Origin of the sequence: Rhodococcus sp. AB351, assembly GCF_049538275.1 — a bacterium.
Taxonomy (GTDB): domain Bacteria; phylum Actinomycetota; class Actinomycetes; order Mycobacteriales; family Mycobacteriaceae; genus Rhodococcus.
Genome location: NZ_JBMVFW010000001.1, coordinates 1146867 through 1172175 on the forward strand (window position 1 = coordinate 1146867; position 25309 = coordinate 1172175).

Annotated in this window: 28 protein-coding genes; 24 read left to right on the plus strand and 4 right to left on the minus strand. The window is 69.3% G+C overall.

The window, feature by feature from the left end:
* The first annotated feature begins 54 nt into the window (after positions 1-54).
* The 5 genes from proC to ACPCXD_RS05310 all read left to right on the plus strand — a co-directional run bounded on the left by proC (position 55) and on the right by ACPCXD_RS05310 (position 4011).
* Complete coding sequence (gene proC, locus ACPCXD_RS05290; RefSeq protein ID WP_026061476.1) at positions 55-915, plus strand: pyrroline-5-carboxylate reductase; 861 nt, start codon at positions 55-57, stop codon at positions 913-915.
* Between the two features lie 260 nt (positions 916-1175).
* Positions 1176-1412 (plus strand): helix-turn-helix domain-containing protein, encoded by a 237-nt coding sequence (locus ACPCXD_RS05295; RefSeq protein ID WP_006552345.1) that lies wholly within the window; start codon positions 1176-1178, stop codon positions 1410-1412.
* A gap of 261 nt (positions 1413-1673) precedes the next feature.
* Positions 1674-1775: a 30S ribosomal protein bS22 gene (locus ACPCXD_RS05300; protein ID WP_003402602.1), complete on the plus strand. Its 102-nt coding sequence runs from the start codon at positions 1674-1676 to the stop codon at positions 1773-1775.
* A 224-nt stretch (positions 1776-1999) separates the two neighbouring features.
* Positions 2000-3031: an NAD-dependent epimerase/dehydratase family protein gene (locus ACPCXD_RS05305; RefSeq protein WP_088897069.1), complete on the plus strand. Its 1032-nt coding sequence runs from the start codon at positions 2000-2002 to the stop codon at positions 3029-3031.
* Complete coding sequence (locus ACPCXD_RS05310; protein ID WP_016693736.1) at positions 3028-4011, plus strand: lysophospholipid acyltransferase family protein; 984 nt, start codon at positions 3028-3030, stop codon at positions 4009-4011. The genes ACPCXD_RS05305 and ACPCXD_RS05310 overlap by 4 nt, the downstream gene beginning before the upstream one ends.
* 39 nt (positions 4012-4050) lie before the next feature.
* On the opposite strand, the gene ACPCXD_RS05315 is transcribed toward ACPCXD_RS05310, so the two are convergent.
* Positions 4051-5007, minus strand: a complete 957-nt coding sequence (locus ACPCXD_RS05315; RefSeq protein ID WP_016693737.1) for an HAD family hydrolase — start codon at positions 5005-5007, stop codon at positions 4051-4053.
* A gap of 241 nt (positions 5008-5248) precedes the next feature.
* On the opposite strand from ACPCXD_RS05315, the gene ACPCXD_RS05320 reads away from it, so the two are divergent.
* The 8 genes from ACPCXD_RS05320 (at position 5249) to mce1N (ending at position 12941) form a co-directional block, all read left to right on the plus strand.
* Positions 5249-5539, plus strand: coding sequence for a glutaredoxin family protein (locus tag ACPCXD_RS05320; protein ID WP_145693271.1), 291 nt, complete (start codon positions 5249-5251; stop codon positions 5537-5539).
* A 159-nt stretch (positions 5540-5698) separates the two neighbouring features.
* Positions 5699-6568: a redox-sensing transcriptional repressor Rex gene (locus ACPCXD_RS05325; RefSeq protein ID WP_026061479.1), complete on the plus strand. Its 870-nt coding sequence runs from the start codon at positions 5699-5701 to the stop codon at positions 6566-6568.
* The gene (locus ACPCXD_RS05330; protein ID WP_026061480.1) at positions 6565-7986 is read left to right on the plus strand and encodes a glutamyl-tRNA reductase; all 1422 of its coding nucleotides are present in this window, start codon (positions 6565-6567) and stop codon (positions 7984-7986) included. The genes ACPCXD_RS05325 and ACPCXD_RS05330 overlap by 4 nt, the downstream gene beginning before the upstream one ends.
* The gene (gene hemC / locus ACPCXD_RS05335; RefSeq protein WP_016693741.1) at positions 7983-8993 is read left to right on the plus strand and encodes a hydroxymethylbilane synthase; all 1011 of its coding nucleotides are present in this window, start codon (positions 7983-7985) and stop codon (positions 8991-8993) included. Before ACPCXD_RS05330 ends, hemC begins: the two co-directional genes overlap by 4 nt.
* A gap of 63 nt (positions 8994-9056) precedes the next feature.
* Positions 9057-10622 carry a bifunctional uroporphyrinogen-III C-methyltransferase/uroporphyrinogen-III synthase gene (locus ACPCXD_RS05340; RefSeq protein ID WP_016693742.1) on the plus strand — a complete coding sequence of 522 codons (1566 nt, stop codon included), beginning with the start codon at positions 9057-9059 and terminating at the stop codon, positions 10620-10622.
* Between the two features lie 86 nt (positions 10623-10708).
* Positions 10709-11686 carry a porphobilinogen synthase gene (gene hemB, locus ACPCXD_RS05345; RefSeq protein ID WP_060650866.1) on the plus strand — a complete coding sequence of 326 codons (978 nt, stop codon included), beginning with the start codon at positions 10709-10711 and terminating at the stop codon, positions 11684-11686.
* Complete coding sequence (locus tag ACPCXD_RS05350; protein ID WP_229565349.1) at positions 11683-12216, plus strand: hypothetical protein; 534 nt, start codon at positions 11683-11685, stop codon at positions 12214-12216. Before hemB ends, ACPCXD_RS05350 begins: the two co-directional genes overlap by 4 nt.
* Before the next feature lie 236 nt (positions 12217-12452).
* Positions 12453-12941, plus strand: a complete 489-nt coding sequence (gene mce1N / locus ACPCXD_RS05355) for a transport-regulating membrane protein Mce1N (RefSeq protein WP_423658878.1) — start codon at positions 12453-12455, stop codon at positions 12939-12941.
* Here mce1N and ACPCXD_RS05360 read toward each other — a convergent pair.
* Positions 12923-14869, minus strand: coding sequence for an acyl-CoA dehydrogenase family protein (locus ACPCXD_RS05360; RefSeq protein WP_145693272.1), 1947 nt, complete (start codon positions 14867-14869; stop codon positions 12923-12925). The genes mce1N and ACPCXD_RS05360 overlap by 19 nt on opposite strands.
* 126 nt (positions 14870-14995) lie before the next feature.
* On the opposite strand from ACPCXD_RS05360, the gene hemL reads away from it, so the two are divergent.
* The 7 genes from hemL (at position 14996) to ACPCXD_RS05395 (ending at position 22126) form a co-directional block, all read left to right on the plus strand.
* Positions 14996-16321: a glutamate-1-semialdehyde 2,1-aminomutase gene (gene hemL / locus ACPCXD_RS05365; RefSeq protein ID WP_229565347.1), complete on the plus strand. Its 1326-nt coding sequence runs from the start codon at positions 14996-14998 to the stop codon at positions 16319-16321.
* 61 nt (positions 16322-16382) lie between these two features.
* The gene (locus ACPCXD_RS05370) at positions 16383-17033 is read left to right on the plus strand and encodes a histidine phosphatase family protein (RefSeq protein WP_016696081.1); all 651 of its coding nucleotides are present in this window, start codon (positions 16383-16385) and stop codon (positions 17031-17033) included.
* Positions 17030-17635 carry a TlpA disulfide reductase family protein gene (locus tag ACPCXD_RS05375; protein WP_106201465.1) on the plus strand — a complete coding sequence of 202 codons (606 nt, stop codon included), beginning with the start codon at positions 17030-17032 and terminating at the stop codon, positions 17633-17635. The genes ACPCXD_RS05370 and ACPCXD_RS05375 overlap by 4 nt, the downstream gene beginning before the upstream one ends.
* A gap of 2 nt (positions 17636-17637) precedes the next feature.
* Entirely contained in the window at positions 17638-18456 is an 819-nt protein-coding gene (locus ACPCXD_RS05380; RefSeq protein ID WP_016696083.1) for a cytochrome c biogenesis CcdA family protein, read from the plus strand.
* Positions 18453-20120, plus strand: coding sequence for a cytochrome c biogenesis protein ResB (gene resB, locus ACPCXD_RS05385; protein ID WP_106201466.1), 1668 nt, complete (start codon positions 18453-18455; stop codon positions 20118-20120). The genes ACPCXD_RS05380 and resB overlap by 4 nt, the downstream gene beginning before the upstream one ends.
* The gene (ccsB, locus tag ACPCXD_RS05390; protein WP_229565345.1) at positions 20120-21109 is read left to right on the plus strand and encodes a c-type cytochrome biogenesis protein CcsB; all 990 of its coding nucleotides are present in this window, start codon (positions 20120-20122) and stop codon (positions 21107-21109) included. Before resB ends, ccsB begins: the two co-directional genes overlap by 1 nt.
* A 51-nt stretch (positions 21110-21160) precedes the next feature.
* Positions 21161-22126 carry a MinD/ParA family ATP-binding protein gene (locus ACPCXD_RS05395; protein ID WP_106201467.1) on the plus strand — a complete coding sequence of 322 codons (966 nt, stop codon included), beginning with the start codon at positions 21161-21163 and terminating at the stop codon, positions 22124-22126.
* Between the two features lie 25 nt (positions 22127-22151).
* On the opposite strand, the gene ACPCXD_RS05400 is transcribed toward ACPCXD_RS05395, so the two are convergent.
* Positions 22152-22352 (minus strand): hypothetical protein, encoded by a 201-nt coding sequence (locus ACPCXD_RS05400; protein ID WP_026061601.1) that lies wholly within the window; start codon positions 22350-22352, stop codon positions 22152-22154.
* Between the two features lie 190 nt (positions 22353-22542).
* Positions 22543-22752 carry a BldC family transcriptional regulator gene (locus ACPCXD_RS05405; RefSeq protein WP_006552323.1) on the minus strand — a complete coding sequence of 70 codons (210 nt, stop codon included), beginning with the start codon at positions 22750-22752 and terminating at the stop codon, positions 22543-22545.
* Positions 22753-22960: 208 nt separating this feature from the next.
* On the opposite strand from ACPCXD_RS05405, the gene ACPCXD_RS05410 reads away from it, so the two are divergent.
* From ACPCXD_RS05410 to ACPCXD_RS05425, 4 genes are all read left to right on the plus strand, one after another.
* A complete protein-coding gene (locus ACPCXD_RS05410) occupies positions 22961-23344 on the plus strand; it encodes a DUF4229 domain-containing protein (RefSeq protein ID WP_016694334.1) in 384 nt (127 codons plus the stop codon).
* Positions 23341-24438 (plus strand): L-cysteine desulfhydrase Cds1, encoded by a 1098-nt coding sequence (gene cds1 / locus ACPCXD_RS05415; RefSeq protein ID WP_088897075.1) that lies wholly within the window; start codon positions 23341-23343, stop codon positions 24436-24438. The genes ACPCXD_RS05410 and cds1 overlap by 4 nt, the downstream gene beginning before the upstream one ends.
* Positions 24439-24513: 75 nt before the next feature.
* On the plus strand, positions 24514-24729 hold the full coding sequence (locus ACPCXD_RS05420) for a helix-turn-helix domain-containing protein (RefSeq protein WP_088897076.1): 216 nt from the start codon (positions 24514-24516) through the stop codon (positions 24727-24729).
* Between the two features lie 5 nt (positions 24730-24734).
* A complete protein-coding gene (locus ACPCXD_RS05425) occupies positions 24735-25298 on the plus strand; it encodes a Clp protease N-terminal domain-containing protein (protein WP_202399736.1) in 564 nt (187 codons plus the stop codon).
* The last annotated feature ends 11 nt before the right edge of the window (positions 25299-25309 follow it).

Consider the following 25309-nt stretch of genomic DNA (forward strand, 5'->3'; position numbering starts at 1 on the left):
GACGGGCGGCGACCGTGGTGTAGGCCGCACGGACGGTCGTGGCAGGCTGTCCCCATGACGAGAATCGCAGTGATCGGTGGCGGCAGGATCGGCGAGGCGCTGGTCTCGGGTCTGCTGAAGAACGGCTTCGCGACCAAGGACCTCGTGGTCGCCGAGAAGTTCGAGGAACGGCGCGAGGAACTGTCGCGGACCTACTCGATCCGGGTCACCGACAGCACCGCCGACGCCGCGGAAGGCGCCGATGTGGTGGTCGTGGCCGTCAAGCCCAACGACGTGGACGTCGTCGTCACCGCTCTCGCAGCGGTCGACGCCGGGAACGACGACGAGCAGATCCTGGTGTCGCTGGCCGCAGGCATCCCGACGGTTCGCTACGAGACCAAGCTCCCGGCGGGCTTCCCCGTCGTGCGCGTGATGCCGAACACCCCGATGCTCGTCGGGGAGGGCGCGAGCGTGCTGTCCGCCGGCCGGTACGTCAAGCAGCAGCATCTCGACACGGTCCGCGAGATCCTCGCGAGCGTGGGAACGGTCTCGGTGGTCCCGGAATCGCAGATCGACGCGGTCACCGCGGTCTCCGGATCCGGCCCCGCCTACTTCTTTCTCGTCGCGGAGGCGATGATCGACGCCGGTGTCTCGCTCGGCCTGACGCGGGCCGTGGCCACCGATCTGGTGGTGCAGACGATGACCGGCTCGGCCGCGATGCTCGCGCGTTCGGGGGACAACGCCGCCGATCTGCGCGCCGCGGTCACCTCGCCGGGTGGCACCACGGCGGCTGCCATCCGTGAACTCGAGCGTGGAGGGCTGCGTACGGCCTTCTACGAGGCGCTCGACGCCGCGAAGCGTCGCTCCGCGCAGCTCGGGGCGGCATCGGACCAGCCGTCGCCCGCGGCCCGGGAGGGGCTGTCCGGAACCGCCTGACAGGGCGTCCACCCGAGGCTCTCGCAGGGCGTCACTGCGGAGCGCTCACAGGCGTCCCTGCGGAACGCTCACAGGCGTCACTGCGGAACGCTGACAGACGTCACTGCGGGGCGTAGCGTGGCGACGAACAGCCGCCCGCCGGAAATTCCCCAGCTGCATCGTCGCACAGGAACCATTCGTCACGCTAAGCTCGAATCAGCACGTGCGTGTCTGTTCCGCCGGAGGGGAAGCCGGCGGCGCGGGCGTGCCGGAGGTGTGTAATGGTTTCAGGAAACACGCCGTCGAAGGGTCAACCTCAAGACGGACAGTCGGTTCTCGCCGGTACCCAGTTCCTGACGGTTGCCGAGGTGGCAGCTCTCATGCGGGTGTCGAAGATGACCGTGTACAGGCTGGTGCACAGTGGCGAACTACCCGCAGTGCGCGTGGGACGCTCGTTCCGCGTGCATGCGAAGGCCGTCCACGACTACCTCGAGACGTCGTACTTCGACGTCGGATAGAGGTCGGACAGGGACGGTCGGCGCGTCGTCGGGGGACGACGGTACGACGAACGGATCCGGTGCGCGAGGGAAGTCGCGTTCCGGGGCGGACCTCGGTTTCACGCCGGGTGGGCCGCCCCGGTAGGATTGCTTGTCGTCGTACCGGCCAGCCGGTGTCGTGAGGCGCTGTTACTCGTCGCCACGAGGCCCAGCGTCGACATACATCAGGCGTACGTCACCGGCGTGCGCAGGAACGCTACAAGGAACGTGAGGGATGCCCACATGGGATCTGTGATCAAGAAGCGCCGTAAGCGCATGTCGAAGAAGAAGCACCGCAAGCTGCTCCGCCGCACCCGAGTGCAGCGTCGTAAACTCGGCAAGTAAGCCCTGCGCCTGTCCGATGCCCGTCACCTCCATGGTGACGGGCATCGTTCGTCTGTGCATCCCGGTACCCGGAAGTTCACCCGCGAGTCGTGCGATGGCAGCGAAGTGGCCGTATTGTGGGACGGCATACCGCGTCGGGGCGAATGTGACCGATGACGCGTGTGGTGCAGCAGGGGGTTTCACGAGTGGTTTCGCAGGGGCACGAAGTGGCACGTCCACGAGTCGTGCTGGTCACCGGAGCAAGTCGGTTCCTGGGTGGTTTCCTCGTCACCAGGCTCGCTCAGAATCCGGACATCGAGCGGGTGATCGGCGTCGACACCCAGTCGCCGTCGAAGGACATGCTCCGGCGCATGGGGCGGGCCGAGTTCGTGCTCGCCGACATCCGCAACCCTCTCATCGGCAAGATCATCCGCAACATGGACGTCGACACCGTCGTCCACGCGTCCGCCGTCACGAAGGCCCCCAAGTCGGGGAGCCGCACGGCGATGAAGGACATGAACGTCCTCGGCGCGATGCAGCTGTTCGCGGTGTGCCAGAAGGCACCCTCGGTGCGCAGGATCGTGCTGCGCTCGTCGTCCGTCGTCTACGGCTCGAGTGCCAAGGATCCCGCGAAGTTCACCGAGGAGATGAGCGCCCGCCGCCGGCCCACGGGCGCCTTCGCCCGCGACATGATGGAGGTCGAGGGCTACCTGCGTGGCGTCGCCCGCCGGCGCAGTGACATCGCGACCACCATCCTCCGGCTCGCACCCACCGTCGGGAACCGGCTGCCCGGCTCGGTGTCGAGCTATCTCACCTCCCCGCTCGTCCCCAACGTGCTCGGCCGCGACGCGCGATTGCAGCTGCTGCACGAGGAGGACGCGCTCGGCGCGCTCGAACACGCGGTCGTCGCCGGACCACCCGGGACGTACAACATCGCCGGTGAGGGCATCGTCATGATGACCCAGGCCGTGCGCCGGGCCGGGGGCGTCACCGTGCCGATGCCCTACGCGCTGTTCCGCACGGCCGGGCACGCACTCATGGGTTCCGTGATGAACTCCTTCACCAAGGAAGAACTCGACTATTTCCATTTCGGATGCGGACTCGACACCACGCGCATGCGCAACGAGTTCGGATTCGAACCACGCTGGACCACGAGAGAAGCGCTCGACGATTTCGCCCGGGGCCTCGCCCTCACCCGCATCGTGAAGACCGAATGGGTGGACAAGGCCGAGTCGATGGCGCTCTCCGTGCTCGGAGAGACGAGGGAGACGCGATGACGGAGGTCGCGAAGGTCATCCCGTTGCACGCCGGCAACCGCCGTCCCGGCGAACGGGTCACACGCACACCCCATCCGTCGATGGGGCCACCGCCCACCCCCGAACAGGTGAGCCGCACCGACCGGTTCCTCGACGACCTGCGCGGCACCCTCGCACAACAGGTCACCGCCACCGCCGAGTTCGTCCGTCGCCGGATGACCGGCGACTACGAGGTCGACGACTTCGGCTTCGACCCGCACTTCACCGAGAACGTCGTCCTGCCGGTCCTGCGACCCCTGTTCGACAAGTGGTTCCGCGTCGAGGTCCGAGGCGTCGAGAACATCCCCGCCGAAGGCAGCGCACTCGTCGTCGCCAACCACGCCGGCACGCTCCCCGTCGACGCACTGATGACCTCCGTCGCCGTGCACGATCACGCGGATCGTCACCTGCGGATGCTCGCCGCCGACCTCGCCTTCGGTATGCCCGTCGTCGGAACGGTGACGCGCAAGGCCGGCCACACCCTCGCGTGCCATCCCGACGCCGAACGGCTCCTCCGGCAGGACCAGGTGGTCGCGGTCTTCCCCGAGGGCTACAAGGGACTCGGCAAGCCGTTCAAGGAGCGCTACAAACTGCAACGGTTCGGCCGCGGCGGTTTCGTGTCGGCCGCCCTGCGCACCCAGGCGCCCATCGTGCCGTGCTCGATCGTCGGCTCCGAGGAGATCTACCCGAACATCGCCGACCTCACCTCGCTCGCGCGTCTGCTCGGCCTGCCCTACTTCCCGATCACCCCGCTGTTCCCGGCGCTCGGCCCGCTCGGAATCGTGCCGCTGCCGTCGAAGTGGTACATCGAGTTCGGCACACCGATCGTCACCGACGTGTACGACGACGCCGCGGCGGAGGATCCGATGGTCCTGTTCGAGGTCACCGACCACGTGCGCGAGACGATCCAGCAGACCCTCTACAAGCTGCTCACGCGCCGGCGGAACGTCTTCCTCGGCTGAGAAAGACGGAAATCAGGCCGCTCGGTCGCGGCTGTACTGTCAGGCCGCTCGGTCGCGGCGGCGGCCCACGAGGACCGCGACCGCACCACCCGCGGCACCGAGGCCGAGCGCCGTCGGAACCCCGACCTTCGCGGCCTTGCGCGCCGTCCGGAAGTCGCGGATCTCCCACCCACGTGTGCGAGCGACCTGCCGCAGGTCCGGATCGGGATTGATCGCGACGGCCGTGCCGACCACCGAGAGCATCGGCACGTCGTTGTGGCTGTCCGAATAGGCCGTGCAGCGCTTGAGATTCAGACCCTCACGGATCGCGAGGGCCCGCACCGCGTGCGCCTTGCCGAGACCGTGCAGGATGTCGCCGACGAGGCGGCCCGTGAAGACGCCGTCCTCCGACTCGGCGACGGTGCCGAGCGCACCGGTCAGGCCGAGGCGTTCGGCGATGACGTCGGCCAGTTCGACCGGCGTCGCGGTCACGAGCCACACCTGCTGGCCCGCGTCGAGGTGCATCTGCGCGAGCGCGCGGGTGCCCGGCCAGATCTTGTCGGCGATGATGTCGTCGTAGATCTCCTCGCCGAGCCGGCGCAGTTCCTCGGTGGAGCGGCCCTGCACGAACGACAGAGCCTTGTCGCGACCGGACGCGACGTCGTTCATGTTCTCCTTGCCCGTCAGGCGGAACTTGACCTGCTGCCAGGCGAACTCGAACAGGTCGGACTTGTCGAAGTAGTCCCGGGCGACGAGGCCACGGGCGAAGTGGATGATCGACGCGCCCTGCACCATCGTGTTGTCGACGTCGAAGAACGCCGCCGCGGTCAGATCGCGCGGGACGGGAGTGGTGTCGGGGGAGGGCTCGGGCTCGACACGGGATTCCTGCAACGCGAGGGCGGCATCGGCGCTCGCCTCACCTGCGAGATTGGCGCGGACCTCTTCCTCGCTGGGCCCGAACTTGCGAGAGAAGAGCCGACGTCCGGGACGGATGATGCGCGCCCACGTCTCACCCATGCCCCATCCGTAGGGAAACGAACGTCCTGGCACTCGCACCTCCGGTGTCGTAACGGGCGGGGCTGTCGAAACGGGCGGGCCCCGTGTGACCCCTGTGCTCCGGGCGCCGCGCACACGGCGCCCGCATACACGGGTGACCCGCGCCAAGCCTAGCCCGCGATACGGCCCGTCACCGGGAGGCCGTCGCCCCCGTGACCGGGTGTGACGTTCATCTCGACAGGTCGTGCCGCACAGTGGAGGCATGAGTGAGCAATCGTCATCGGCAACGAGCGGCTCCGTGAGCCGTCATCACCTGACCCTTCTGGTGCGCGCCGGGTGCGGTGCGTGCGGTCCGGCGCGCGAGCAGCTCGAGGCGCTCGCGGAGGAGCTCGGCGTCGAGGTCACCTGCATCGACGTGGATGTCGCTGCCGCAACCGATCCCGATCTGCGGGCCGAATTCGGGGACCGTCTGCCCGTCGTTCTCCTCGACGGACGCGAGCACAGCTACTGGGAGGTGGACGAGCCGCGACTGCGCGCAGATCTCGCCCGCTGAGTCGGCAGGTCCTTGTCGTACAGCAGGTGGGAAGCACATTCGGGGTGCTTCGAGCAACTTTGTGCATGGCTTCACAAGCGGTTACCGTGGTGTGAACGAATTCCCGGATCACCGTGAGGCCAGGCGTGTATCCACCGGCCGGACGAGGAGCCACGTACCGTGACGCAGTTGCACCCACCGCAGGGCGAGGACGCTCGCGGCACCGCCGAGTCCGGCGAGGGTGCCACTCCCACCCCTCCGGTCCGCGATATCCCACAGGCTACTGTGACGCGTCTCGCCACTTACCTCCGGGTCCTCGGTGCGTTCGCCGAAGCGGGCACCCTCATCGTCTCCAGTGAGGAACTCGCGGCCGCGGCCGGGGTCGGTTCGGCCAAACTGCGCAAGGATCTGTCCTTCCTCGGACCCAACGGAGTGCGCGGCGTCGGCTACGACGTCCTGCGCCTCCAGTCCCGCATCGAAGCAGCTCTCGGACTCGACCGGGGCCATCGTGTCGTGCTCGTCGGAGTGGGCAGCCTCGGCCGCGCCCTCGCCCGGTATCCGGGCTTCGACCGCCGCGGATTCACGATGGCCGGACTCTTCGATTCCGATCCCGACGTGGTGGGCACACGTGTGGGCGATCTCGTCGTGCGTCACGTCGACGATCTCGAGAACGGAGCCCGTGAACTCGGCGCGACCATCGGTGTCGTCGCCACCCCCGACGAGGCAGCGCAGCAGGTGTGCGATCGGCTCGTGCTCGCAGGAGTGCGCAGCATCCTGAGCTTCGCTCCCGTCGAACTCGATGTCCCCGACCACGTCGAGATCCGACGCGTCGATCTGTCCGTCGAGATGCAGGTTCTCTCGTTCAACAGCACGCGCAACGGGGAGACCCCCCGCGCCGCGACCGCTGACGTTCGTCCTGCAGCCGGCGACGTACGCCCCGCCGGCATCCCGCGGGTGTCCACCCGGAGCTCTGCACGGCGTACCACAACAGGAAAGGCGGGTCCGATGGGCTCGGCCGCGACCAGAAACGGATCGGTGATCGCACCGTGAGTGTTCTCCTCGTCGGGATATCGCATAGGAGCGCACCGGTCCCGGTGCTCGAGAAGGTGGCGGTCACGGACACCGACCGTCCCAAGCTCACCGACAAGATGCTGGCGTCGGACAAGATCTCCGAAGCGATGATCGTCTCCACCTGCAACCGGGTGGAGATCTACGCGGTGGTCGACGCCTTCCACGGCGCGCTCGCCGCGGTCAGCGAACTGCTCGCCGAGCACTCGGGTCTGCCCGTCACCGAACTGCACAAGCACGCCTACGTCCGGTACAGCGAGGCCGCTGCCGAACACCTCTTCTCCGTCGCCAGCGGGCTCGACTCGATGGTCGTGGGGGAGCAGCAGATCCTCGGCCAGATCCGCACCGCCTACGCCGCCGCCGACGCCCAGCAGGCCGCGGGCCGCACCCTGCACGAACTCGCGCAGCAGGCGCTGCGCGTCGGCAAGCGGGTGCACTCGGAGACCGGCATCGACGCCGCCGGTGCGTCCGTCGTGTCGGTCGCGCTCGAGAAGGCCGCGAACTTCCTCGGAGGCGACCTGAAGGGTCGCACCGCCGCGGTGATCGGCGCCGGCGCCATGGGCGGCCTCGCGGTCGCGCATCTCGTCCGCGCCGAGGTCGGCTCGATCGTCGTCGCCAACCGCACCCGCGACCGTGCCGAGCGACTCGCCGAGACCGCACGGGCCGCCGGTGTCGACGCCGAGGTCGTCGGATTCGACGATCTCGCGACCGCGCTGAGCCGCGCCGACGTCGCCGTCACCTGCACCGGAGCGGTGGGCGCCGTCGTCACCCTCGCCGACGCGCACCGCGCACTCGCGCAGCCCGGCCGCGGCGAACGCCCCCTCGCGATCTGCGATCTCGGTCTGCCCCGCGACGTCGACACCGCCGTGGCCGGTCTGCCGGGCGTGCAGGTCTTCGACATGGAGTCGCTGCAACGCGACCCGTCGGCCGGTGCCGCCGCGACCGACGCGGAGGCCGCCCGCAAGATCGTCGCCGCCGAGCTGTCGCAGTACCTCACCGCGCAGCGACTCGCCGAGGTCACCCCCACCGTGACGGCACTGCGTCAGCGCGCCGCCGAGGTGGTCGAGGGCGAACTGATGCGCCTCGAATCGCGACTGCCCGATCTCGACGACGGCCAGCGCGGCGAGGTCGCCCGCACCGTGCGCCGGGTCGTCGACAAGCTCCTCCACGCCCCGACGGTGCGCGTCAAGCAGCTCGCGTCGACGCCGGGAGGCGACCAGTACGCCGAGGCCCTGCGCGAGCTGTTCGAGCTGCGCCCGGGCTCGGTCGAGGCGGTCGCGACACCCACCAAGGATCTGAGCTCGCTGACCGATCCCACCCTCTCGGGGGATCTGTCCGCCGCGCTGGACCCCGCTGTCACCACCGAACTCCAGGCCTCACGAAAGGACGGCACCGCATGAGCACCGAAGCCGCATCGGTTTCCCGCGACGATGTTGCTCGGCAGGATCGTCCTCTGCGGATCGGTACCCGCGGCAGCGTGCTCGCCACGACCCAGGCCGGTACCGTGCGCGACGCACTCATCGCCGCGGGTCGCCCGGCAGAGCTCGTCGTCATCACCACGAAGGGCGACGTGACGCCCGGCCCGGTGCAGCGCATCGGCGTCGGCGTGTTCACCGCCGAGCTGCGCGAGGCGCTGCTCGCCGGTGAGGTCGACGTCGCCGTGCACTCCTACAAGGACCTGCCGACCTTCCAGGATCCGCGTCTGGTCGTCGCGGCCGTCCCCGAGCGGGAGGATCCGCGTGACGCGCTCGTCGCCCGCGACGGACTCGTCCTCGGCGAGCTGCCGCCCGGCTCGAAGGTCGGTACCTCGGCGCCGCGCCGGCGGGCACAACTCGCCGCGCTCGGCCTGGGACTGCAGATCGAACCGCTGCGCGGCAACATCGACACCCGCATCGGCAAGGTCGACTCCGGCGAACTCGACGCGATCGTCATCGCGCGTGCCGGACTGTCGCGCATCGGACGCCTGGACCGCGTCACCGAGTCCCTCGAACCGGTGCAGATGCTGCCCGCACCGTCGCAGGGTGCACTCGCCGTCGAGTGCCGGTCGGACGATCCCGAGATGATCGAGCTGCTCGCCGGACTCGACCACGCGCCGAGCCGCGCCGCCGTCGTCGCGGAGCGCTCGCTGCTCGCCGAACTCGAAGCCGGATGCACCGCACCGGTGGGGGCGATCGCCGACGTCGTCGAGTCGCTCGACGACGACGGCCGGGTGATCGAGGAACTGTCGGTGCGTGGATGCGCCGCCGCCATGGACGGATCGGATGTGCTGCGAGCGAGCGCGGTGGGGGCGCCGGAGAAGGCCGAGGAACTCGGTCGTCGTGTCGCCCGCGAACTGCTCGAGCTCGGTGCGCGCGAGCTCATGGTCGAGCACGGGGTCGTCCCCGAGACGAGACCTGCCGATGATTGACCCAGCCGTCACCGTCACCCGATTTGCCCTTACCGCTGATTTGACCGCACTGGAGAATGACCGATGAGCCGAGTCCGTAAGCACAACCCCGGGCGCATCCTGTTCGTGGGATCGGGTCCGGGCGATCCTGCGCTGCTCACCGTGCGCGCGCGTGACGTGCTGGCGGGCGCCACGATCGCCTTCACCGACCCCGATGTCGACAAGGGTGTCGTGGCCCTCGTCGGTGTCGATCACGGCACCGACCCGGAGACCGGTGAGCCCGTCGCCGAGGTCCGCCCCGCGCTCGGCGAGCCCGCCGAGGTCGCCAAGACGCTCGTCGCCGAGGCGAAGGCCGGACGCGACGTGGTGCGCCTCGTCGCCGGCGACCCCCTCACCACCGACTCGGTGATCGCCGAGGTCAACGCCGTCGCCCGCACCCAGGTGGTCTTCGAGGTCCTGCCGGGCCTGCCCGCCGGGTCGTCGGTGCCGAGCTACGCCGGCATGGCGCTCGGCTCGTGCCACACCGAGGTCGACGTGCGCGGAGAGGTCGACTGGGCCGCGCTCGCCGCAGCCCCCGGCCCCCTCGTTCTCCACGCGACCTCCGGTCACCTCGCCGAGACCGCCAGCGCGCTCGTCGAGCACGGTCTCGCGCCGCAGACCCCCGCCGCGATCACCGTGCGCGGCACCACCCGCCAGCAGCGCACCGTCGAGGCCACCCTCGCGACCCTGAACGATGCGGGTTCCGAGCTCGTCGGGCCGCTCGTCGTCACCGTCGGCAAGGTCGTCTCGCACCGCAACAAGATGTCGTGGTGGGAGTCGCGCGCGCTGTACGGCTGGACCGTGCTCGTGCCCCGCACCAAGGATCAGGCCGGCGAGATGAGCGAGCGGCTCGTCACGCACGGCGCCATCCCGATGGAGGTGCCGACCATCGCGGTCGAGCCGCCGCGCAGTCCCGCGCAGATGGAACGCGCGGTCAAGGGACTGGTCGACGGCCGCTACCAGTGGGTGGTCTTCACCTCTACCAACGCGGTGCGTGCGGTGTGGGAGAAGTTCGAGGCGTTCGGTCTCGACGCGCGGGCGTTCTCCGGCGTCAAGATCGCGTGCGTCGGTGAGGCCACCGCCGCGAAGGTGCGCTCGTTCGGCATCATCCCCGAGCTCGTGCCCAGCGGCGAACAGTCCAGCCTCGGCCTGCTCGCGGAGTTCGCCCCGTACGACGACGTCTTCGACCCGGTCAACCGGGTGCTGCTGCCGCGCGCCGACATCGCCACCGAGACCCTCGCCGAGGGCTTGCGCGAGCGCGGCTGGGAGATCGACGACGTCACCGCCTACCGCACCGTGCGTGCCGCTCCGCCGCCGGCCGCGACCCGCGAGATGATCAAGACCGGTGGTTTCGACGCGGTGTGCTTCACGTCGTCGTCGACGGTCCGCAATCTCGTGGGTATCGCCGGCAAGCCGCACGCCCGCACGATCGTCGCGTGCATCGGCCCGAAGACGGCCGAGACGGCGATCGAGTTCGGTCTGCGGGTGGACGTGCAGCCCGAGACCGCGCAGATCGGGCCCCTGGTCGACGCGCTCGCCGAGCACGCGGCCCGGCTCCGCGCCGAGGGCGCGCTGCCCCCGCCGCGGAAGAAGTCCCGCGCCCGCCGCTGATCTCTCGTGATCCGATGATCCGTGCGCGGTTCCGGTAGTCGCCACTACCGGGGCCGCGCACGGCCCGTATGGAAGGTGTTCTCCCCATGTTTCCCGACATCCGTCCCCGCCGGCTTCGCAGCACACCTGCCATCCGACGACTCGTGGCAGAGACCTCCCTCGAACCCCGCCACCTCGTGTTACCGATGTTCGTGGCCGACGGTCTCGACGAGCCGCGCGAGATCGCGTCGATGCCCGGTGTGTACCAGCACACCGCCGATTCGCTCCGCAAGGCCGCGGCCGAGGCCGTGTCCGCCGGTGTCGGCGGCCTGATGCTCTTCGGTGTGCCGCGCCCCGAGGACAAGGACGCCCGCGGTTCCGCGGCGAGCGATCCCGACGGTGTGCTCAACCGCGCGCTGCGGTCGCTGCGCAGCGAACTCGGCGACTCCACGGTGATCATGGCCGACACCTGCCTCGACGAGTTCACCGATCACGGCCACTGCGGTGTGCTCACCGACACCGGTGTCGTCGACAACGACGCCACCCTGGAGCGCTATGCCGAGATGGCCGTCGCGCAGGCCGAGGCCGGAGCGCATCTGCTCGGCCCGAGCGGCATGATGGACGGTCAGATCGGCTTCATCCGGTCGGCGCTCGACGAGGCCGGGCACACCGAGGTCGGTCAGCTCGCCTACTCCGCGAAGTACGCCTCGGCGTTCTACGGTCCCTTCCGCGACGCCGTCGGCTCGTCCCTCGAGGGCGATCGCCGCACCTACCAGCAGGATCCGGCGAACCGTCGCGAGTCGCTGCACGAGGTGGACCTCGACCTCGCCGAGGGCGCCGACATGGTGATGGTCAAGCCGGCGATGTCGTACCTCGACGTGCTGCGCGAGGTCGCCGACCGATCGCCCGTCCCGGTGGCCGCCTACCAGATCTCGGGGGAGTACTCGATGATCACCGCGGCCGCGCAGAAGGGCTGGATCGATCGCGACGCGGCGATCCTCGAATCGCTGGTCGGCATCCGGCGGGCCGGCGCGGACGTCGTCCTCACCTACTGGGCCGCCGAGGTCGCGGGTCGCCTGTCATGAGCTTCCCCGCACCTCCTGTCGGGCCCGGTCCCGCGGCGAATCGTCCCGTTCCCGGAGACGTCACGACGGCCTACCAATTGTGGTGCGGGGTACTCGCTCTCGCCGTCGTGAGTTTGGCGGCAAGTCTCGCCGATCTGCTCGGTCGACGCGACGAACTGCTCGATCTGATGACGATGATGGCCACCGATCAGGCCGTCGAGGGGGTCACGACGGAGCAGCTCGAATCGGCGGTTCCGGTGCTGGTCGCGCTGACCGCCGGCATCGGCCTGGTGATCGTCGGACTGCTGTATCTGGTGGTCAGGCAGCTGTTGAAGGCCAAGAACTGGGCCCGGATGCTGCTCACCCTGCTCGGGGTGTTCATGTCGCTGTCGACCCTGCCCACCGTCTTCGGTGTGGGCGTCGGGGAGGGCGGCGCGGGCTGGATACTCGGTGTGGTGGGCATTCTGCAAGCCGTCGCGACCGTCGGAGCGATCGTGCTGATGCACCGGCGGGATGCCAACCGGTTCTTCCTGCGACTGCCGGAAGAATAGACGTACCACTCGGTTTCGTCGGGCGCGACGGAAGAGTACGGTGGGCTCACCATGTGGGCCGCACGGCCCTTTCCGTCGAGCGAAAAGGACGTCATGCAGGTGGAACCGCGGCCCTATGGGCGCCGTCGCGAACTGGTGTTGATCGCTCTCATCGCCCTCCTCGGCCTGGTGACCACCGTGCTGCTGGTGATCCCCGGCGCGTTCGCCGCTTGACCGACCCGACGACCCCCGACCCGATGGGCACCGACGCGACCGGGCCGCTGTTCCACGAACCCGGGGCGCGATGGCGCACGGTCGCCATCGGTCCGCTGTTCTGCGTCGTGGCCCTGGTCGTCGAACTGCTCACCGGTCCCGTCGTGCACTGGGCGGCACTGCCGATCATCGCGATCGTGCTCGCCGGTTTCTCCTACGTGATGGTCGTGGCGGCCCGTCGGCACGTCAGTGTCGAGCTCACCTCCACGACCCTTCGGCAGGGCACCGAGGAACTACCGGTCGCCGAGATCGAGGCGGTGCTGCCGCCGCCACCGGAGGGCCGGCGCGATCCGGAACGCTGGGAGACCGCCCGGAGCCTCGGCGAACTGGCCGACGTGCCGCGCGGCCGCAAGCCCGTCGGACTACGGCTCACCGGAGGGACGTTCGTGCGGGCGTGGGCGAAGGACGCCGACGAGCTGCGAGCACGGCTCGGTGAGCTCGTCGGCGACCCGGGTCAGACCGCGACTTCCTGAGGCGGGACGACCGCTCCCTCACGGTCGAGCATGGCCGAGCCGAGCAGGTAGTCGGGCACACCCAGCCCGTCCACGAGCGTCAGCGCGTGCGGACGCAGGCTGCGGCACCGCTCGTTGATCCCGCGCGTGACGGCCTTGGCACGTTCGACCGACAGCAGGCGGTGCTCCATGAACCACGCCTTGTCCTCGTCGATGATCGTCAGCGCGTAGAGATCGCACAGCTCAGACAGCAGGTCGCCGGCGGTCTCGTCCTTGCAGTCCTCGATCGCGGCGACGAACGCCTCGAGCACGACGCGGTCGATGTGGGCGCGGGCGGCGTGCAGCACGTGGTCCTGCACGAAGTTGAAGGCGTCGAACGGGTTGTCCTCGCGCTTCATCGCGGCCTGCAGGCGCCGGGCCGCGGTGGACAGCAGGTACTGCTCGCGGTCCTCGAACATCGTTACCTGGGTGCCGCGGTTGAAGAGGCTGCCGTCCTCCTCGTTGTCCTGGCGGGTGTCGACGATCGTCTGGATGATCTGCTGCGCCGCGGTGCGCTTCTTGACGATGTCGGAGATGGTGGTCGCGGCGAAGCGCATCCACTCCACCGGGCTCATGCCCTGCACCTCGTCGGCGTAGGCGGTGAGCAGTTCCTTCGCGACCAGCTGGGTCAGGACGTGGTTGTCGCCCTCGAAGGTGGTGAACACGTCGACGTCCGCGCGCAGCGCCGTCAGCCGGTTCTCGGCCATGTAACCGGCACCACCGCACGCCTCGCGGCACTCCTGGATCGCCCGCGACGCGTGCCAGGTGTTGGCGACCTTGAGGCCCGCCGCGCGACCCTCGAGTTCGCGCTGTTCCTGCGCGTCGAGTTCCTGCAGCGACGTCGACTGCAGCCGGTGCATCGTCGTGAGCAGCTCGTTCTGGGCGAAGCCGAGCGCGTACGAGCGGGCGATCAGCGGGAGCAGGCGACGCTGGTGGACGAGATAGTCCATGATCGGCACCTCACCGTCGCGTCCGGGGGCGTCGAACTGGCGGCGCTTCTCGGCGTAGCGGGTGGCGATGCTCAGCGCGACCCGCGCCGCCGCACCCGCCGAGCCGCCGACGGTGATGCGACCGCGGACGAGCGTGCCGAGCATCGTGAAGAACCGCCGGCTCGGGTTGTCGATGTCCGAGACGTAGGTGCCGTCCGGTTCGACGTCGGCGTACTTGTTGAGCAGGTTCTCCCGGGGGATGCGGACCTGGTCGAAGACGATGCGGCCGTTGTCGACACCCGGCAGGCCGCCCTTGTAACCGCAGTCGGAGGTCGTCACGCCCGGCAGGTCGTTGCCGTCCTCGTCGCGGATCGGGACGACGAAACAGTGCACGCCATGTGTCTCACCCTGCGTGACGAGCTGCGCGAAGACCGACGCGAACCGGGCGTGCTGCGCCGCGCCACCGATGTAGTCCTTGCGGGACGACGGGGTGGGGGAGTGGATCACGAACTCCTGGCTGTCCGGATCGTAGGTCGCCGTGGTCTCGAGCGACTGCACGTCGCTGCCGTGCCCCGTCTCGGTCATCGCGAAGCAACCGAGCACATCGAGATCGATGAGCCGCTTGACGTATTTCTCGTGGTGCCGCTCGGTGCCGAGGTTCTCGACGGCACCGCCGAACAGTCCCCACTGCACGCCGGCCTTGACCATCAGCGACAGGTCGGACATCGCGAGCATCTCGATGGATGCGACCGCACCGCCCGCGTCGCCCGTGCCGCCGGACTCGACGGAGAAGCCCGCCGCGGCGTAGCCGTGCTCGGCGAGGATGCGCATCTGCTCGAGCGTGATGGCGCGGGCCTTGTCGGTCTCGGGGGTGTAGTGCGGCGCGAACTTCTCGTGCGCGAGATCCTTGCGTGCGCGTTCGCGTGCTTCGTGCCACGCACCGTCGAGTGCGATGCGCAGGTGTTCGGCTGTCGTCGGCATGCCTCAGACGATAGGTGCGACAAGTCACTCACGGTGTCCCTTTTTCCTGGTAAGGGAGAAAAAACACATGAGGTTTGAGGACCTCTGTTTTTGGCAAATCCCGCGAAACTACGGACACTGGAAGTCGTGACTGCGACCCCCGATGCTTCGTCCACCCACGACACTCGATCCGCCGCACTCTTCCACCGGGCATCGAAGGTGACACCGGGGGGCGTCAACTCTCCGGTCCGCGCGTTCGGATCGGTCGGCGGCAATCCTCCCTTCTTCGCATCGGGATCGGGTCCGCTGCTCACCGACGTCGACGGAAAAACATACGTCGACCTGGTGTGTTCCTGGGGTCCGATGATTCTCGGGCACGCGCATCCCGCGGTCGTCGAGGCCGTCCGATCGACCGCGCTGGCGGGTCTGTCGTTCGGTGCCCCCACCGAGGGCGAGGTCGAACTCGCCGAAGAGATCGTCGCCCGCATCGCGCCCGTCGAGCAGGTCCGGCTCGTCAACTCCGGCACCGAGGCGACGATGAGCGCCGTCCGTCTCGCGCGCGGATTCACCGGCCGGTCGAAGATCGTGAAGTTCGCGGGCTGTTATCACGGTCACGTCGACGCACTGCTCGCCGACGCCGGTTCCGGCCTCGCCACCTTCGGTCTGCCCACCTCTCCCGGCGTCACGGGCGCCCAGGCGGGCGACACCGTCGTCGTCCCCTACAACGACCTCGCCGCCGTGCGTGCCGCCTTCGAGGCGAACCCCGGTGAGATCGCCGCGGTCATCACCGAGGCCGCCGCCGGCAACATGGGCACCGTCCCGCCGGTCCCCGGCTTCAACGAGGGTCTGCGCGAGCTCACGCGTGAGCACGGCGCGCTGCTGATCATGGACGAGGTGATGACCGGCTTCCGCGCGAGCCCGACCGGCTGGCACGGCATCGACGGGGTCTCCGGCGACCTCATGACCTTCGGCAAGGTCATGAGCGGTGGTCTGCCCGCCGCGGCCTTCGGTGGTCGCGCCGATGTCATGGCCCATCTCGCCCCGAACGGACCGGTCTACCAGGCCGGCACCCTGTCCGGTAATCCCGTCGCCGTCGCCGCGGGCCTCGCGAGCCTGCGTGCCGCCGACGCCGACGTCTACGCCGCCCTGGACCGCAACGCCGAGACCCTCGGTCGTCTGCTCGGCGAGGCACTCGCCGCAGAAGGGGTGCCGCATCGCGTCCAGAACGCCGGCACGCTGCTGAGCGTGTTCTTCACCGACGAGCCGGTGACGAACTACGAGCAGGCCAAGGCCGCGCAGACCTGGCGCTTCCCGGCCTTCTTCCACGCGCTGCTCGAGCGCGGCGTCTACGCACCCCCCAGCGCTTTCGAGACATGGTTCGTCTCGTCCGCGCTCGACGACGACGCGTTCTCGCGGATCGCCGACGCGCTGCCGCATGCCGCTCGCGCGGCCGCCGCGGCGACCGCGCCGTAGCGCCGCTCTCCTGCCTGCTCACACGAACCCGCCCCTCCCACACCCCTCGAGGAACATCGACGTGACCGACGCCGCCCCGTCCGAGACCCGCACGATCGTGCACGTGCTCCGCCACGGAGAGGTCCACAACCCCTCCGGAATCCTCTACGGCCGCCTGCCCGGCTTCCGGCTGTCGGTGACCGGCGAGGCCCAGGCACGAGCGGTCGCGGCGTCGCTCGCCGACCACGACATCGCGCACGTGGTCGCGTCCCCGCTCGAACGGGCCCAGCAGACCGCCACCCCGATCGCGGAGAAGCACGGCCTGCAGATCCGCACCGACGAGAACCTCATCGAGGCGGCCAACGACTTCGAGGGCCTGAAGGTCTCGGTCGGCGACGGCGCGCTCAGCAAGCCGCGCCACTGGTGGAAGCTGCGCGATCCGTTCACTCCCTCCTGGGGCGAGCCCTACCTGCAGATCGCCCACCGCATGCTCGCCGCCGTCAACGCGGCCCGCGTGGCTGCGGCGGGACGCGAAGCGGTGTGCGTGAGCCACCAGCTCCCGGTGTGGACGCTGCGCCGCTTCCTCGAGGGCGAGCGCCTGTGGCACGACCCGCGTCGCCGCCAGTGCAGCCTCGCCTCGCTGACCTCCCTGGTCTACGAGGGCGACACCCTCGTCGACCTGGTCTACTCCGAGCCGGCCGGCGCCTCCGACCCGAACGTCCACGGCGCATGAGAAAGGTGTTCCGGGCGACGGTCGCCGCGATATGCGGTGCCGTCCTGCTCACCTCCTGCGCCACCGGGGACGACGCCGTCGCCACCGGGGGAACGTTCGACTTCGTCTCGCCCGGCGGGCAGACCCGCATCTTCTACGATCCCCCGGCCGAACGCGGCACCCTCGGTGAGCTCACCGGCGAGGACCTCATGAACGAGGGGGAGACCATCTCCCTCGACGACTACGAGGGCCAGGTCGTCGTGCTCAACGTGTGGGGCCAGTGGTGCGCGCCCTGCCGCAGCGAGGCCGACGATCTCGAGGAGGTCTACGAGGCCACCAAGGATCTCGGGGTGCAGTTCCTCGGCATCAACGTCCGCGACAACCAGCGCGACAAGGCCCAGGACTTCGTCACCGACCAGCAGATCGGCTACCCGTCGATCTACGACCCGCCGATGCGTTCGCTGCTCGCCCTCGGACGGAACTACCCGACCTCGGTCGTGCCGACGACGGTCGTCCTCGACCGCGAGCACCGCGTGGCCGCGGTCTACCTGACCGAACTGCTCGCCGAGGACCTGCAACCGGTCGTCGAGCGGGTCGCGGCGGAACCGGATTCGGAGCAGTAACAGTGATCCTTGCGTCGGGTGTCGGGGAGACCTTCCAGAACGCGGCCCTGTCGGGTCCGCTGCTGCTGGCGATGGGCGCGTGCCTGCTCGCCGGTCTCGTCTCCTTCGCGTCGCCGTGCGTCGTGCCGCTCGTTCCCGGCTATCTGTCCTATCTCGCCGGGGTGGTGGGAGCCGAGGCTCCCGCCGTCACCGCCGAGCAGGCCGGTGCCCGCACCACGACCGTCCGCAGCGACGGTCGCCTCCGGGTGGCGGGTGCCGCCGGGCTGTTCGTCCTCGGATTCACCGTGGTGTTCGTCCTCGCGACCGCCTCGGTGTTCGGGGCGATCTCCGCGCTGGCCGTCAACCGCGAACTGCTCATGCGGGTGGGCGGTGTCGTCACCATCGTGATGGGCCTGGTCTTCATCGGCCTCATCCCGGCCCTGCAGCGCGACACGCGCCCGGCGCCCCGGCGCATCTCGAACCTCGCGGGCGCCCCGCTGCTCGGCGCGGTCTTCGCGCTCGGGTGGACCCCGTGCCTCGGCCCCACCCTCGCCGGCGTCATCTCGCTGGCGGCGGGCACCGAGGGCACCACCGCGGCACGGGGGGTGACGCTGATCGTCGCCTACTGCCTCGGCCTCGGGTTGCCGTTCGTCGTGCTCGCGCTCGGCTCGGCGCGGGCGCTGCGCGGGGTGGGCTGGCTGCGCACCCACGCGCGGACCGTGCAAATCGTCGGCGGCCTGATGCTCATGGCCGTCGGCATCGCTCTCGTCACCGGCGCGTGGGACCTGTTCGTGTCCTGGGTCCGTGACTCGTTCATCTCGGAAGTGACTCTGCCCGTATGACCGCGACACACACCCCGACCCCCGCACCGCAACCGTCGCCTCCGCCGCGACAGGGCGCGCTCGGACGTGCCACGGCCTTCGTGCGGAACACCTGGCGCGGCCTGACGTCGATGCGGACCGCGCTGGTCCTGCTGTTCCTGCTCGCGCTCGCCGCGATCCCGGGCGCACTCCTGCCGCAGCGCAGCCTCAACACCCAGAAGGTCGACGAGTACATCGCGGCCCGCCCGACGCTCGGACCGATCATGGACCGGTTCGAGCTGTTCGACGTCTTCGGCAGCTTCTGGTTCACCGCCGTCTACGTGCTGCTGTTCGTCTCGCTGGTCGGCTGCATCCTGCCGCGGTGCGTCGAGCACTTCCACGCCCTGCGCACCCCGCCGGTCGCCGCGCCGCGCAACCTGCAGCGCCTACCGCACCACACGCAGACGACCGTGGCCGACAGCCCCGCCGACGCCCTCGATCGGATCCAGGGAGAACTGCGCGGCTGGAAGGTCGTGCGCCGCGAGGGCGGTGCCCGCGGACGTGACGGCGAGATGACCCTGTCCGCCGAGAAGGGCTATCTGCGCGAGGCCGGCAACCTGGTCTTCCACATCTCCCTCGTCGGGCTGCTCGTCGCCGTCGCCGCCGGCAAGCTCTTCGGCTACGAGGGGCAGCGCATCCTCGTCGCGAACGGCGAGGAGTTCTGCACCACCTCGCCCGCCTCCTTCGACTCGTTCCGCGCCGGCAGCACGCTCGACGGCACCGGCCTGAACCCCATGTGCGTGCGGGTGAACACCTTCGCCGCCGACTATCTCGACAACGGCCAGGCCGAGATGTTCACCTCCGACATCGAGTACCAGTACGGCGACGACCTCGTCACGAACACCTGGCGCGACGCGCAGTTGAAGGTCAACCATCCGCTGCGGGTCGGCAGCGACCGCGTGTACCTGCAGGGTCACGGTTACGCCCCGACCTTCACCGTCACCTGGCCGAACGGCGAGACCCGCACCGAGACGATGCAGTGGGCGCCCGACGACGCGACGACCTTCCTCAGCAGCGGCGCCATGCGCTTCGACCCTCCCGGCGGCATGTACCCCGACGCCGACGAGCGCCGGAAGAACCAGATCGCGCTCGAGGGACTGTTCGCGCCGACGGCGTCCTTCCACGGCACGCTGCTCACGTCGATCTTCCCGGCGATGATGGACCCCGCCGTCGCGATCGACGTCTACAAGGGCGACTCCGGTCTCGACACCGGCAGCCCGCAGTCGCTGTTCTCGCTCAACAAGGAACTGATCAACCAGGGCCGCCTCGTGAAGCAGGACCGCGTGAACCTGCGTCCGGGGGAGAGCGTGACACTCGCCGACGGCACCGAGGTTCGGTTCGACAAGGCCACCGACTTCGTCAACCTGCAGGTCTCGCACGACCCGGCGCAGCAGTGGGTGCTCGTCGCGGCGATCGCGATGATGGCCGGTCTGCTCGTGTCGCTGCTGGTCAAACGACGCAGAGTGTGGGCGCGCGCGTACCCGAGCGGTACAGTGAACGACGGTGAACGACGAACCGTAGTAGAACTCGGTGGTCTCGCACGGACCGATCAGGCCGGATGGGGAGACGAGTTCGACCGACTGGTCGAGCGACTCCTCGGTGACGATGCACCCTCCGCCCCGGCGGCACAGGAGAAGAAGAACTGATGACACAGAACGACACCCTGGCGCGGTACAGCGACTGGGCCTTCGAATCGGCGTTCGCGGTGCTCGTGCTGGCGCTGGTGCTGCTCGTCGCCGAATATGCGACCCACCGCGCCGACGTCGTGGCCGAACGGGAACGCGAACTCGTCGCGGCCGGCCGGCGACCGGCCTCCGACAGCGTCGAACGCACCGCCGGCCCGGGTCGCGTCGAGGAGGCGCCGAAGCGCGCCCTGTCGCAGCGTCTCGGCAACATGGGCCGAGCGCTGGTCGTCGTGGTCGCCGGACTGCAGGTCGCCTCGATCGTGCTCCGAGGCCTGGCCACCGAGCGCTTCCCGCTCGGCAACATGTACGAGTTCGTCGCGATGGCGTGCACCGCCGCCGTGATCTTCGGCCTGATCGTCCTGCGCAAGCCGGCCTACCGGACCATGTGGGTGTACCTGCTGGTTCCCGTCCTGATCCTCATGTTCCTCGCGGCGACCGTGCTCTACGCCGACGCCGCCCCGGTGGTTCCCGCGCTGCGCTCGTTCTGGCTGCCGATCCACGTGACGATCATCAGCGTCGGCAGCGGCATCTTCCTCGTCTCGGGTGTCGCGAGCCTGCTGTTCCTCCTGCGCATCCGTTTCCCGAAGGGTGAGGAGCGCAGCGGTGTGTTCGCGTCGCTCGCCGAGCGTCTGCCCGACGCCCAGACCCTCGACCGTCTCGCCTACAGCACCACGATCATCGGTTTCCCGCTGTTCGGTGCCGGCATCATCCTCGGTGCCATCTGGGCCGAGGCGGCCTGGGGACGCTTCTGGGGCTGGGACCCGAAGGAGACGGTCTCGTTCATCACGTGGGTCGTCTACGCCGCCTACCTGCACGCCCGTGCGACCTCCGGTTGGCGCAACACCCGCGCGGCCTGGATCAACGTCGCCGGTTTCGTCGCGATGCTGTTCAACCTGTTCATCATCAACATGGTCGTCTCGGGCCTGCACTCGTACGCCGGGCTCAACTGAGGCTGCTATCGTCGCGCCGTCGTCCGTGACAGTCGACGGGGGGAGAACGCGGTGGATGGGGCCGACAACGGTTCGTCGGGGCTCGGCGGACACGCATTGGACGCGACGGCGCTGGACTCGTCGCTACTGGTACGCCCGGTCGCCGCGCCGCCGCGGAAGGGCTGGCGGCGGGTGGTCTACCGGGCGACCGGTGGTCGCGTCCATGTGGGGGAGAGCCCCCGGCAGCAGCGCAAGGAGGAATCGGCCGAGCGGGTGCGTGTACCGCTGCACGGCTGCCATCGGATCGCCCTGCTGAGTCTCAAGGGCGGGGTGGGCAAGACGACCACCACGGTCACGCTCGGTTCGACCTTTGCGGAGCTGCGTGGCGATCGGATCGTCGCGGTCGACGCCAATCCGGACCGCGGGACGTTGAGTCAGAAGGTGGCCGAACAGACGCCGGCCACGGTGCGCACGCTGCTGCGTGATCAGGAACTGCTCGAGACGTACGCGGACGTGCGCGCCTACACCTCGCAGAACACGCATCGTCTCGAGGTGCTCGCCTCGGACACCGATCCGGCGGTCTCGGAGGCCTTCAGCGCCGACGACTACGAGCGGACGCTGGGTCTGCTCGAGCGGTTCTACAGCATCGTGCTCACGGATTGCGGGACCGGGCTCATGCACTCTGCTATGAGCGCGATCCTCGAGAACGCCGACACTCTGGTCGTCATCAGTTCCGGTTCGGTGGACGGCGCCCGCAGCGCGTCGGCCACCCTCGACTGGCTCGACGCGCACGGCTATCGCGAACTCGTCGAGCGGTCGGTGGCCGTCGTCAACGCGGTGCGGCCGAGGTCGGGCAAGGTCGATCTCGACCTCGTGGTGCGGCACTTCGAACAGCGGTGCCGCGCGGTCCACGTCCTACCCTTCGACCCCCACCTCGAAGAGGGGGCGGAGATCGATCTGGACCGGTTGCAGTCGGGTACGCGGCGCGCCCTTCTCGGACTCGCCGCGGATATCGCCGACGGGTTCGCCGCGCGGTGACAGGCTCACCGCACACGGTGAAGGGTCAGTCGCCCCGTTCCTGATCGGACTCGCCGGTGCCGTCGCCACTGCGGCGGCGGTGCACCTCGCGATCGACCTTCCACAGGAAGTCGGGATCGTCGTCCGGACCCATCACGCGGGTCGGCGGACGGGACGTGGGACCGTACGCCTTCCACAGCAGGACTGCGAGTGTCACCGCACCGATGAGTGCCAACAGATAGAGCACGTTGCACCTCCTGACCGTGGCGGTGCCGGACGAGGACGTGCCCTCGCCGTGCACCTCCGGGCCGCGGCGACCGCAGACCGGTTCGTCCACATTCTAGGTGGGCGGAACCCGGTCCGGCACGTGGGTTCCGCGGGTGGTCGGCCGGGGTCCGGCAGGTGCACGCCGGAGGTGCGGATTCTGCTGTCTCGGATCAGCGCGTCGCTTCGGTCGTCAGGGAGCGGAGCAGCGCCAGGACCTCGGACTCACGGAAGCGGCGATGGCCACCGGGGGTCCGCAGCGAGCCCAATCGGCCGGCGTGGGCCCACCGGGTGACGGTCTTGGGATCCACATGGAACAGTGCTGCCACCTGGCCCGGGGTCAGCAGGGATTCCTTCGCGCCGTTGAAAGTGGGTGCGCTCATTGCGAATGTCCTCCCGGTTGTCGTGATCGTGTTGTTCGACGCGATCGAGTTGTTCGATCGGGATGTCCAAGCCCATGGTGGCACCGATACCCCTGGTTGCTCGAACGGTCTACGGTTGGTAAAGCGGAAGTAATAGACAAAACGGACGGATGTCCGACTTCCGGAAATCGTCGCGGAACTCGTCGTCCTGACGGCCGGTTAACCTGGAGTGGTGAACGACGAACGCCGGAACGAACCCTCGGATACCCCCTCCCAGCGCACTCCACACCCTCACGGCGAGGGCGCCACGGCCGCAGGCCGTCGAGCGGGGACCGGGTCCCTGATCCGGGACGTCGCGTTGTACTCCGTGGCACGGCTCGCCCTCGTCGTCGTGCTCACACTGCTCATTCTCTACGTTCCGCGGGCATTCGGGGTGGAAATCCCCCTCCTCGTCGCGGCCCTGTTCGCCGTGCTCATCGCCCTGCCCGTCTCGCTCGTGCTCTTCGCCTCGCTGCGGCGTCGCGTCAACGAGAGCATCGCCGCGGTCGACGAGCGCCGGCGTACCGAACGCGCCGACCTCGAGAAGCGCATGCGCGGCGAGAACGGGCGGTGACGGCGACCGGCGCGGTCGTCGACCGCAGCGCACCCCGGGACTGGGTCGACAACGCCGTCCGGCTCATCGAGGCCGACGCTCAGCGCAGCGCCGACACCCACCTGCTCCGCTACCCGCTCCCGGCGGACTGGCGCATCGACCTGTACCTCAAGGACGAGTCGACGCACATCACCGGCAGTCTCAAGCACCGCCTCGCGCGCTCGCTGTTCCTCTACGCCCTGTGCAACGGCTGGATCCGTGAAGGGACCCCGATCATCGAGGCGTCGTCCGGGTCCACCGCGGTCAGCGAGGCGTACTTCGCGCGACTCCTCGGCCTCGACTTCGTGGCCGTCGTACCGCGCCGCACCTCACCGGCGAAGGTCGCGCTCATCGAGGCCCAGGGCGGCCGGTGCCACTACATCGACCGCCCGCCGGAGATCTACACCGAGGCGCAGCGGCTCGCCGACGAGCTCGGCGGCTGCTTCATGGACCAGTTCACGAACGCCGAGCGGGTCACCGACTGGCGAGGCAACAACAACATCGCCGAGAGCATCTACTCGCAGATGCGTCTCGAGCGTCATCCCGTGCCGGAGTGGATCGTCGTCGGCGCCGGGACCGGCGGCACGAGCGCGACTCTCGGCCGCTACATCCGCTATCGCCGTCACCGGACGCGGCTGGCGGTCGTCGACCCCGAGAACTCGGCGTTCTTCGGTGGGTTCGAGACGGGTTCGGCCGACTACACCACCGGCATGCCCTCGCGCATCGAGGGGATCGGGCGTCCGCGCGTCGAGCCGTCCTTCGTGCCCGAGGTCGTCGACCGGATGGTGCGGGTGCCCGACGCGGCGTCCATCGCCGCCATGCGGCACGCGAGTGCCGCGCTCGGACGCCGGGTGGGCGGCTCGACCGGCACGAACCTCTGGGGAGCCTTCGGTCTGATCGCCGAGATGCTCGCGGAGGGCCGTGAGGGCAGCGTCGTGACGCTGCTGTGCGACGGCGGCGAGCGCTACGCCGACACCTATTTCTCCGACGAATGGGTCGTTGCCGAGGGAATGGATCTCGCCGCACCGCTCGCGATGCTGGAGAAGTTCGCGACCACCGGTCGGTGGCCTCGGTAGATCGTCCACCTGCGCGGATCCCGCTTCTTGTCAATCTTCGTTGACGCGCTGGAGTTGTCAACCTATATTGACACCATGAGTGAAGCCACCACCCTCGCCGCTGCCGCCGCGAGCTCCGATCCCGCAGTGGGCCTGCGCGCCGTGCGTGCCCTGCGCCGGCTGCTGGAACGGCTCGAGGAGGTCCAGGTCGCGAATGCCCGGGATCGAGGTTGGTCCTGGCAGGCCATCGCCGACGAACTCGGCGTCAGCCGGCAGGCGGTCCATCAGAAGCACAACCGGAAGCGCAGGTGATCGACATGTTCGAACGATTCGCCGACAGTGCCAGATCCGTCGTCGTCGCAGCACAACAGGAAGCGATCCGGGTGCACGATCCCCGGATCGAGGCGCCACACCTGCTCATCGGTGTCGCCGTCGCCGCGGAGGAACCGCTGCGGGTCCTGCTCGCGGAAGAAGGTCTCACGGTCGACGGGCTCCGCTCCGACCGGGCCGCCCGGACCACCGACGCCCCACTCGGTGAGGAGGACGCCGCGGCACTCGAAGCGATCGGCATCGATCTCGACGAGGTCCGGAGCCGTCTCGAAGCCGCCTTCGGCAAGGGGGTGCTCGACGGGAAGAGCGCCGATCGGCGGGGCGGCGCGAACCGGCTCGGCCACATCCCGTTCGACCGGGCGGCGAAGAAGTCGCTCGAACTCGCGCTGCGGGAGGCGATCGCACGCCGCGAACGCGTCATCCGTCCCGAGCACATCCTGCTCGGACTGCTGCGCAGCGACGATCCGGCGACCGTCGCCCTCGTGGAAGCGCACGTGCCGCGCGCGCAGCTCCGTGAGCGACTGAACGGCCACCTCGACGCCGCCGCCTGATCCTTCGGGCG

Coding starts and splice junctions, on each gene's coding strand:
- hemC (WP_016693741.1), top strand. CDS start 7,983: ATGAGCACCGAAGCCGCATCGGTTTCCCGCGACGATGTTGCTCGGCAG.
- ACPCXD_RS05300 (WP_003402602.1), top strand. CDS start 1,674: ATGGGATCTGTGATCAAGAAGCGCCGTAAGCGCATGTCGAAGAAGAAG.
- ACPCXD_RS05375 (WP_106201465.1), top strand. CDS start 17,030: ATGAGAAAGGTGTTCCGGGCGACGGTCGCCGCGATATGCGGTGCCGTC.
- ACPCXD_RS05360 (WP_145693272.1), bottom strand. CDS start 14,869: ATGCCGACGACAGCCGAACACCTGCGCATCGCACTCGACGGTGCGTGG.
- ACPCXD_RS05295 (WP_006552345.1), top strand. CDS start 1,176: ATGGTTTCAGGAAACACGCCGTCGAAGGGTCAACCTCAAGACGGACAG.
- ACPCXD_RS05315 (WP_016693737.1), bottom strand. CDS start 5,007: ATGGGTGAGACGTGGGCGCGCATCATCCGTCCCGGACGTCGGCTCTTC.
- ccsB (WP_229565345.1), top strand. CDS start 20,120: ATGACACAGAACGACACCCTGGCGCGGTACAGCGACTGGGCCTTCGAA.
- ACPCXD_RS05420 (WP_088897076.1), top strand. CDS start 24,514: ATGAGTGAAGCCACCACCCTCGCCGCTGCCGCCGCGAGCTCCGATCCC.
- ACPCXD_RS05425 (WP_202399736.1), top strand. CDS start 24,735: ATGTTCGAACGATTCGCCGACAGTGCCAGATCCGTCGTCGTCGCAGCA.
- ACPCXD_RS05350 (WP_229565349.1), top strand. CDS start 11,683: ATGAGCTTCCCCGCACCTCCTGTCGGGCCCGGTCCCGCGGCGAATCGT.
- hemB (WP_060650866.1), top strand. CDS start 10,709: ATGTTTCCCGACATCCGTCCCCGCCGGCTTCGCAGCACACCTGCCATC.
- ACPCXD_RS05405 (WP_006552323.1), bottom strand. CDS start 22,752: ATGAGCGCACCCACTTTCAACGGCGCGAAGGAATCCCTGCTGACCCCG.
- proC (WP_026061476.1), top strand. CDS start 55: ATGACGAGAATCGCAGTGATCGGTGGCGGCAGGATCGGCGAGGCGCTG.
- ACPCXD_RS05320 (WP_145693271.1), top strand. CDS start 5,249: ATGAGTGAGCAATCGTCATCGGCAACGAGCGGCTCCGTGAGCCGTCAT.
- ACPCXD_RS05340 (WP_016693742.1), top strand. CDS start 9,057: ATGAGCCGAGTCCGTAAGCACAACCCCGGGCGCATCCTGTTCGTGGGA.
- resB (WP_106201466.1), top strand. CDS start 18,453: ATGACCGCGACACACACCCCGACCCCCGCACCGCAACCGTCGCCTCCG.
- mce1N (WP_423658878.1), top strand. CDS start 12,453: ATGGGCACCGACGCGACCGGGCCGCTGTTCCACGAACCCGGGGCGCGA.
- ACPCXD_RS05310 (WP_016693736.1), top strand. CDS start 3,028: ATGACGGAGGTCGCGAAGGTCATCCCGTTGCACGCCGGCAACCGCCGT.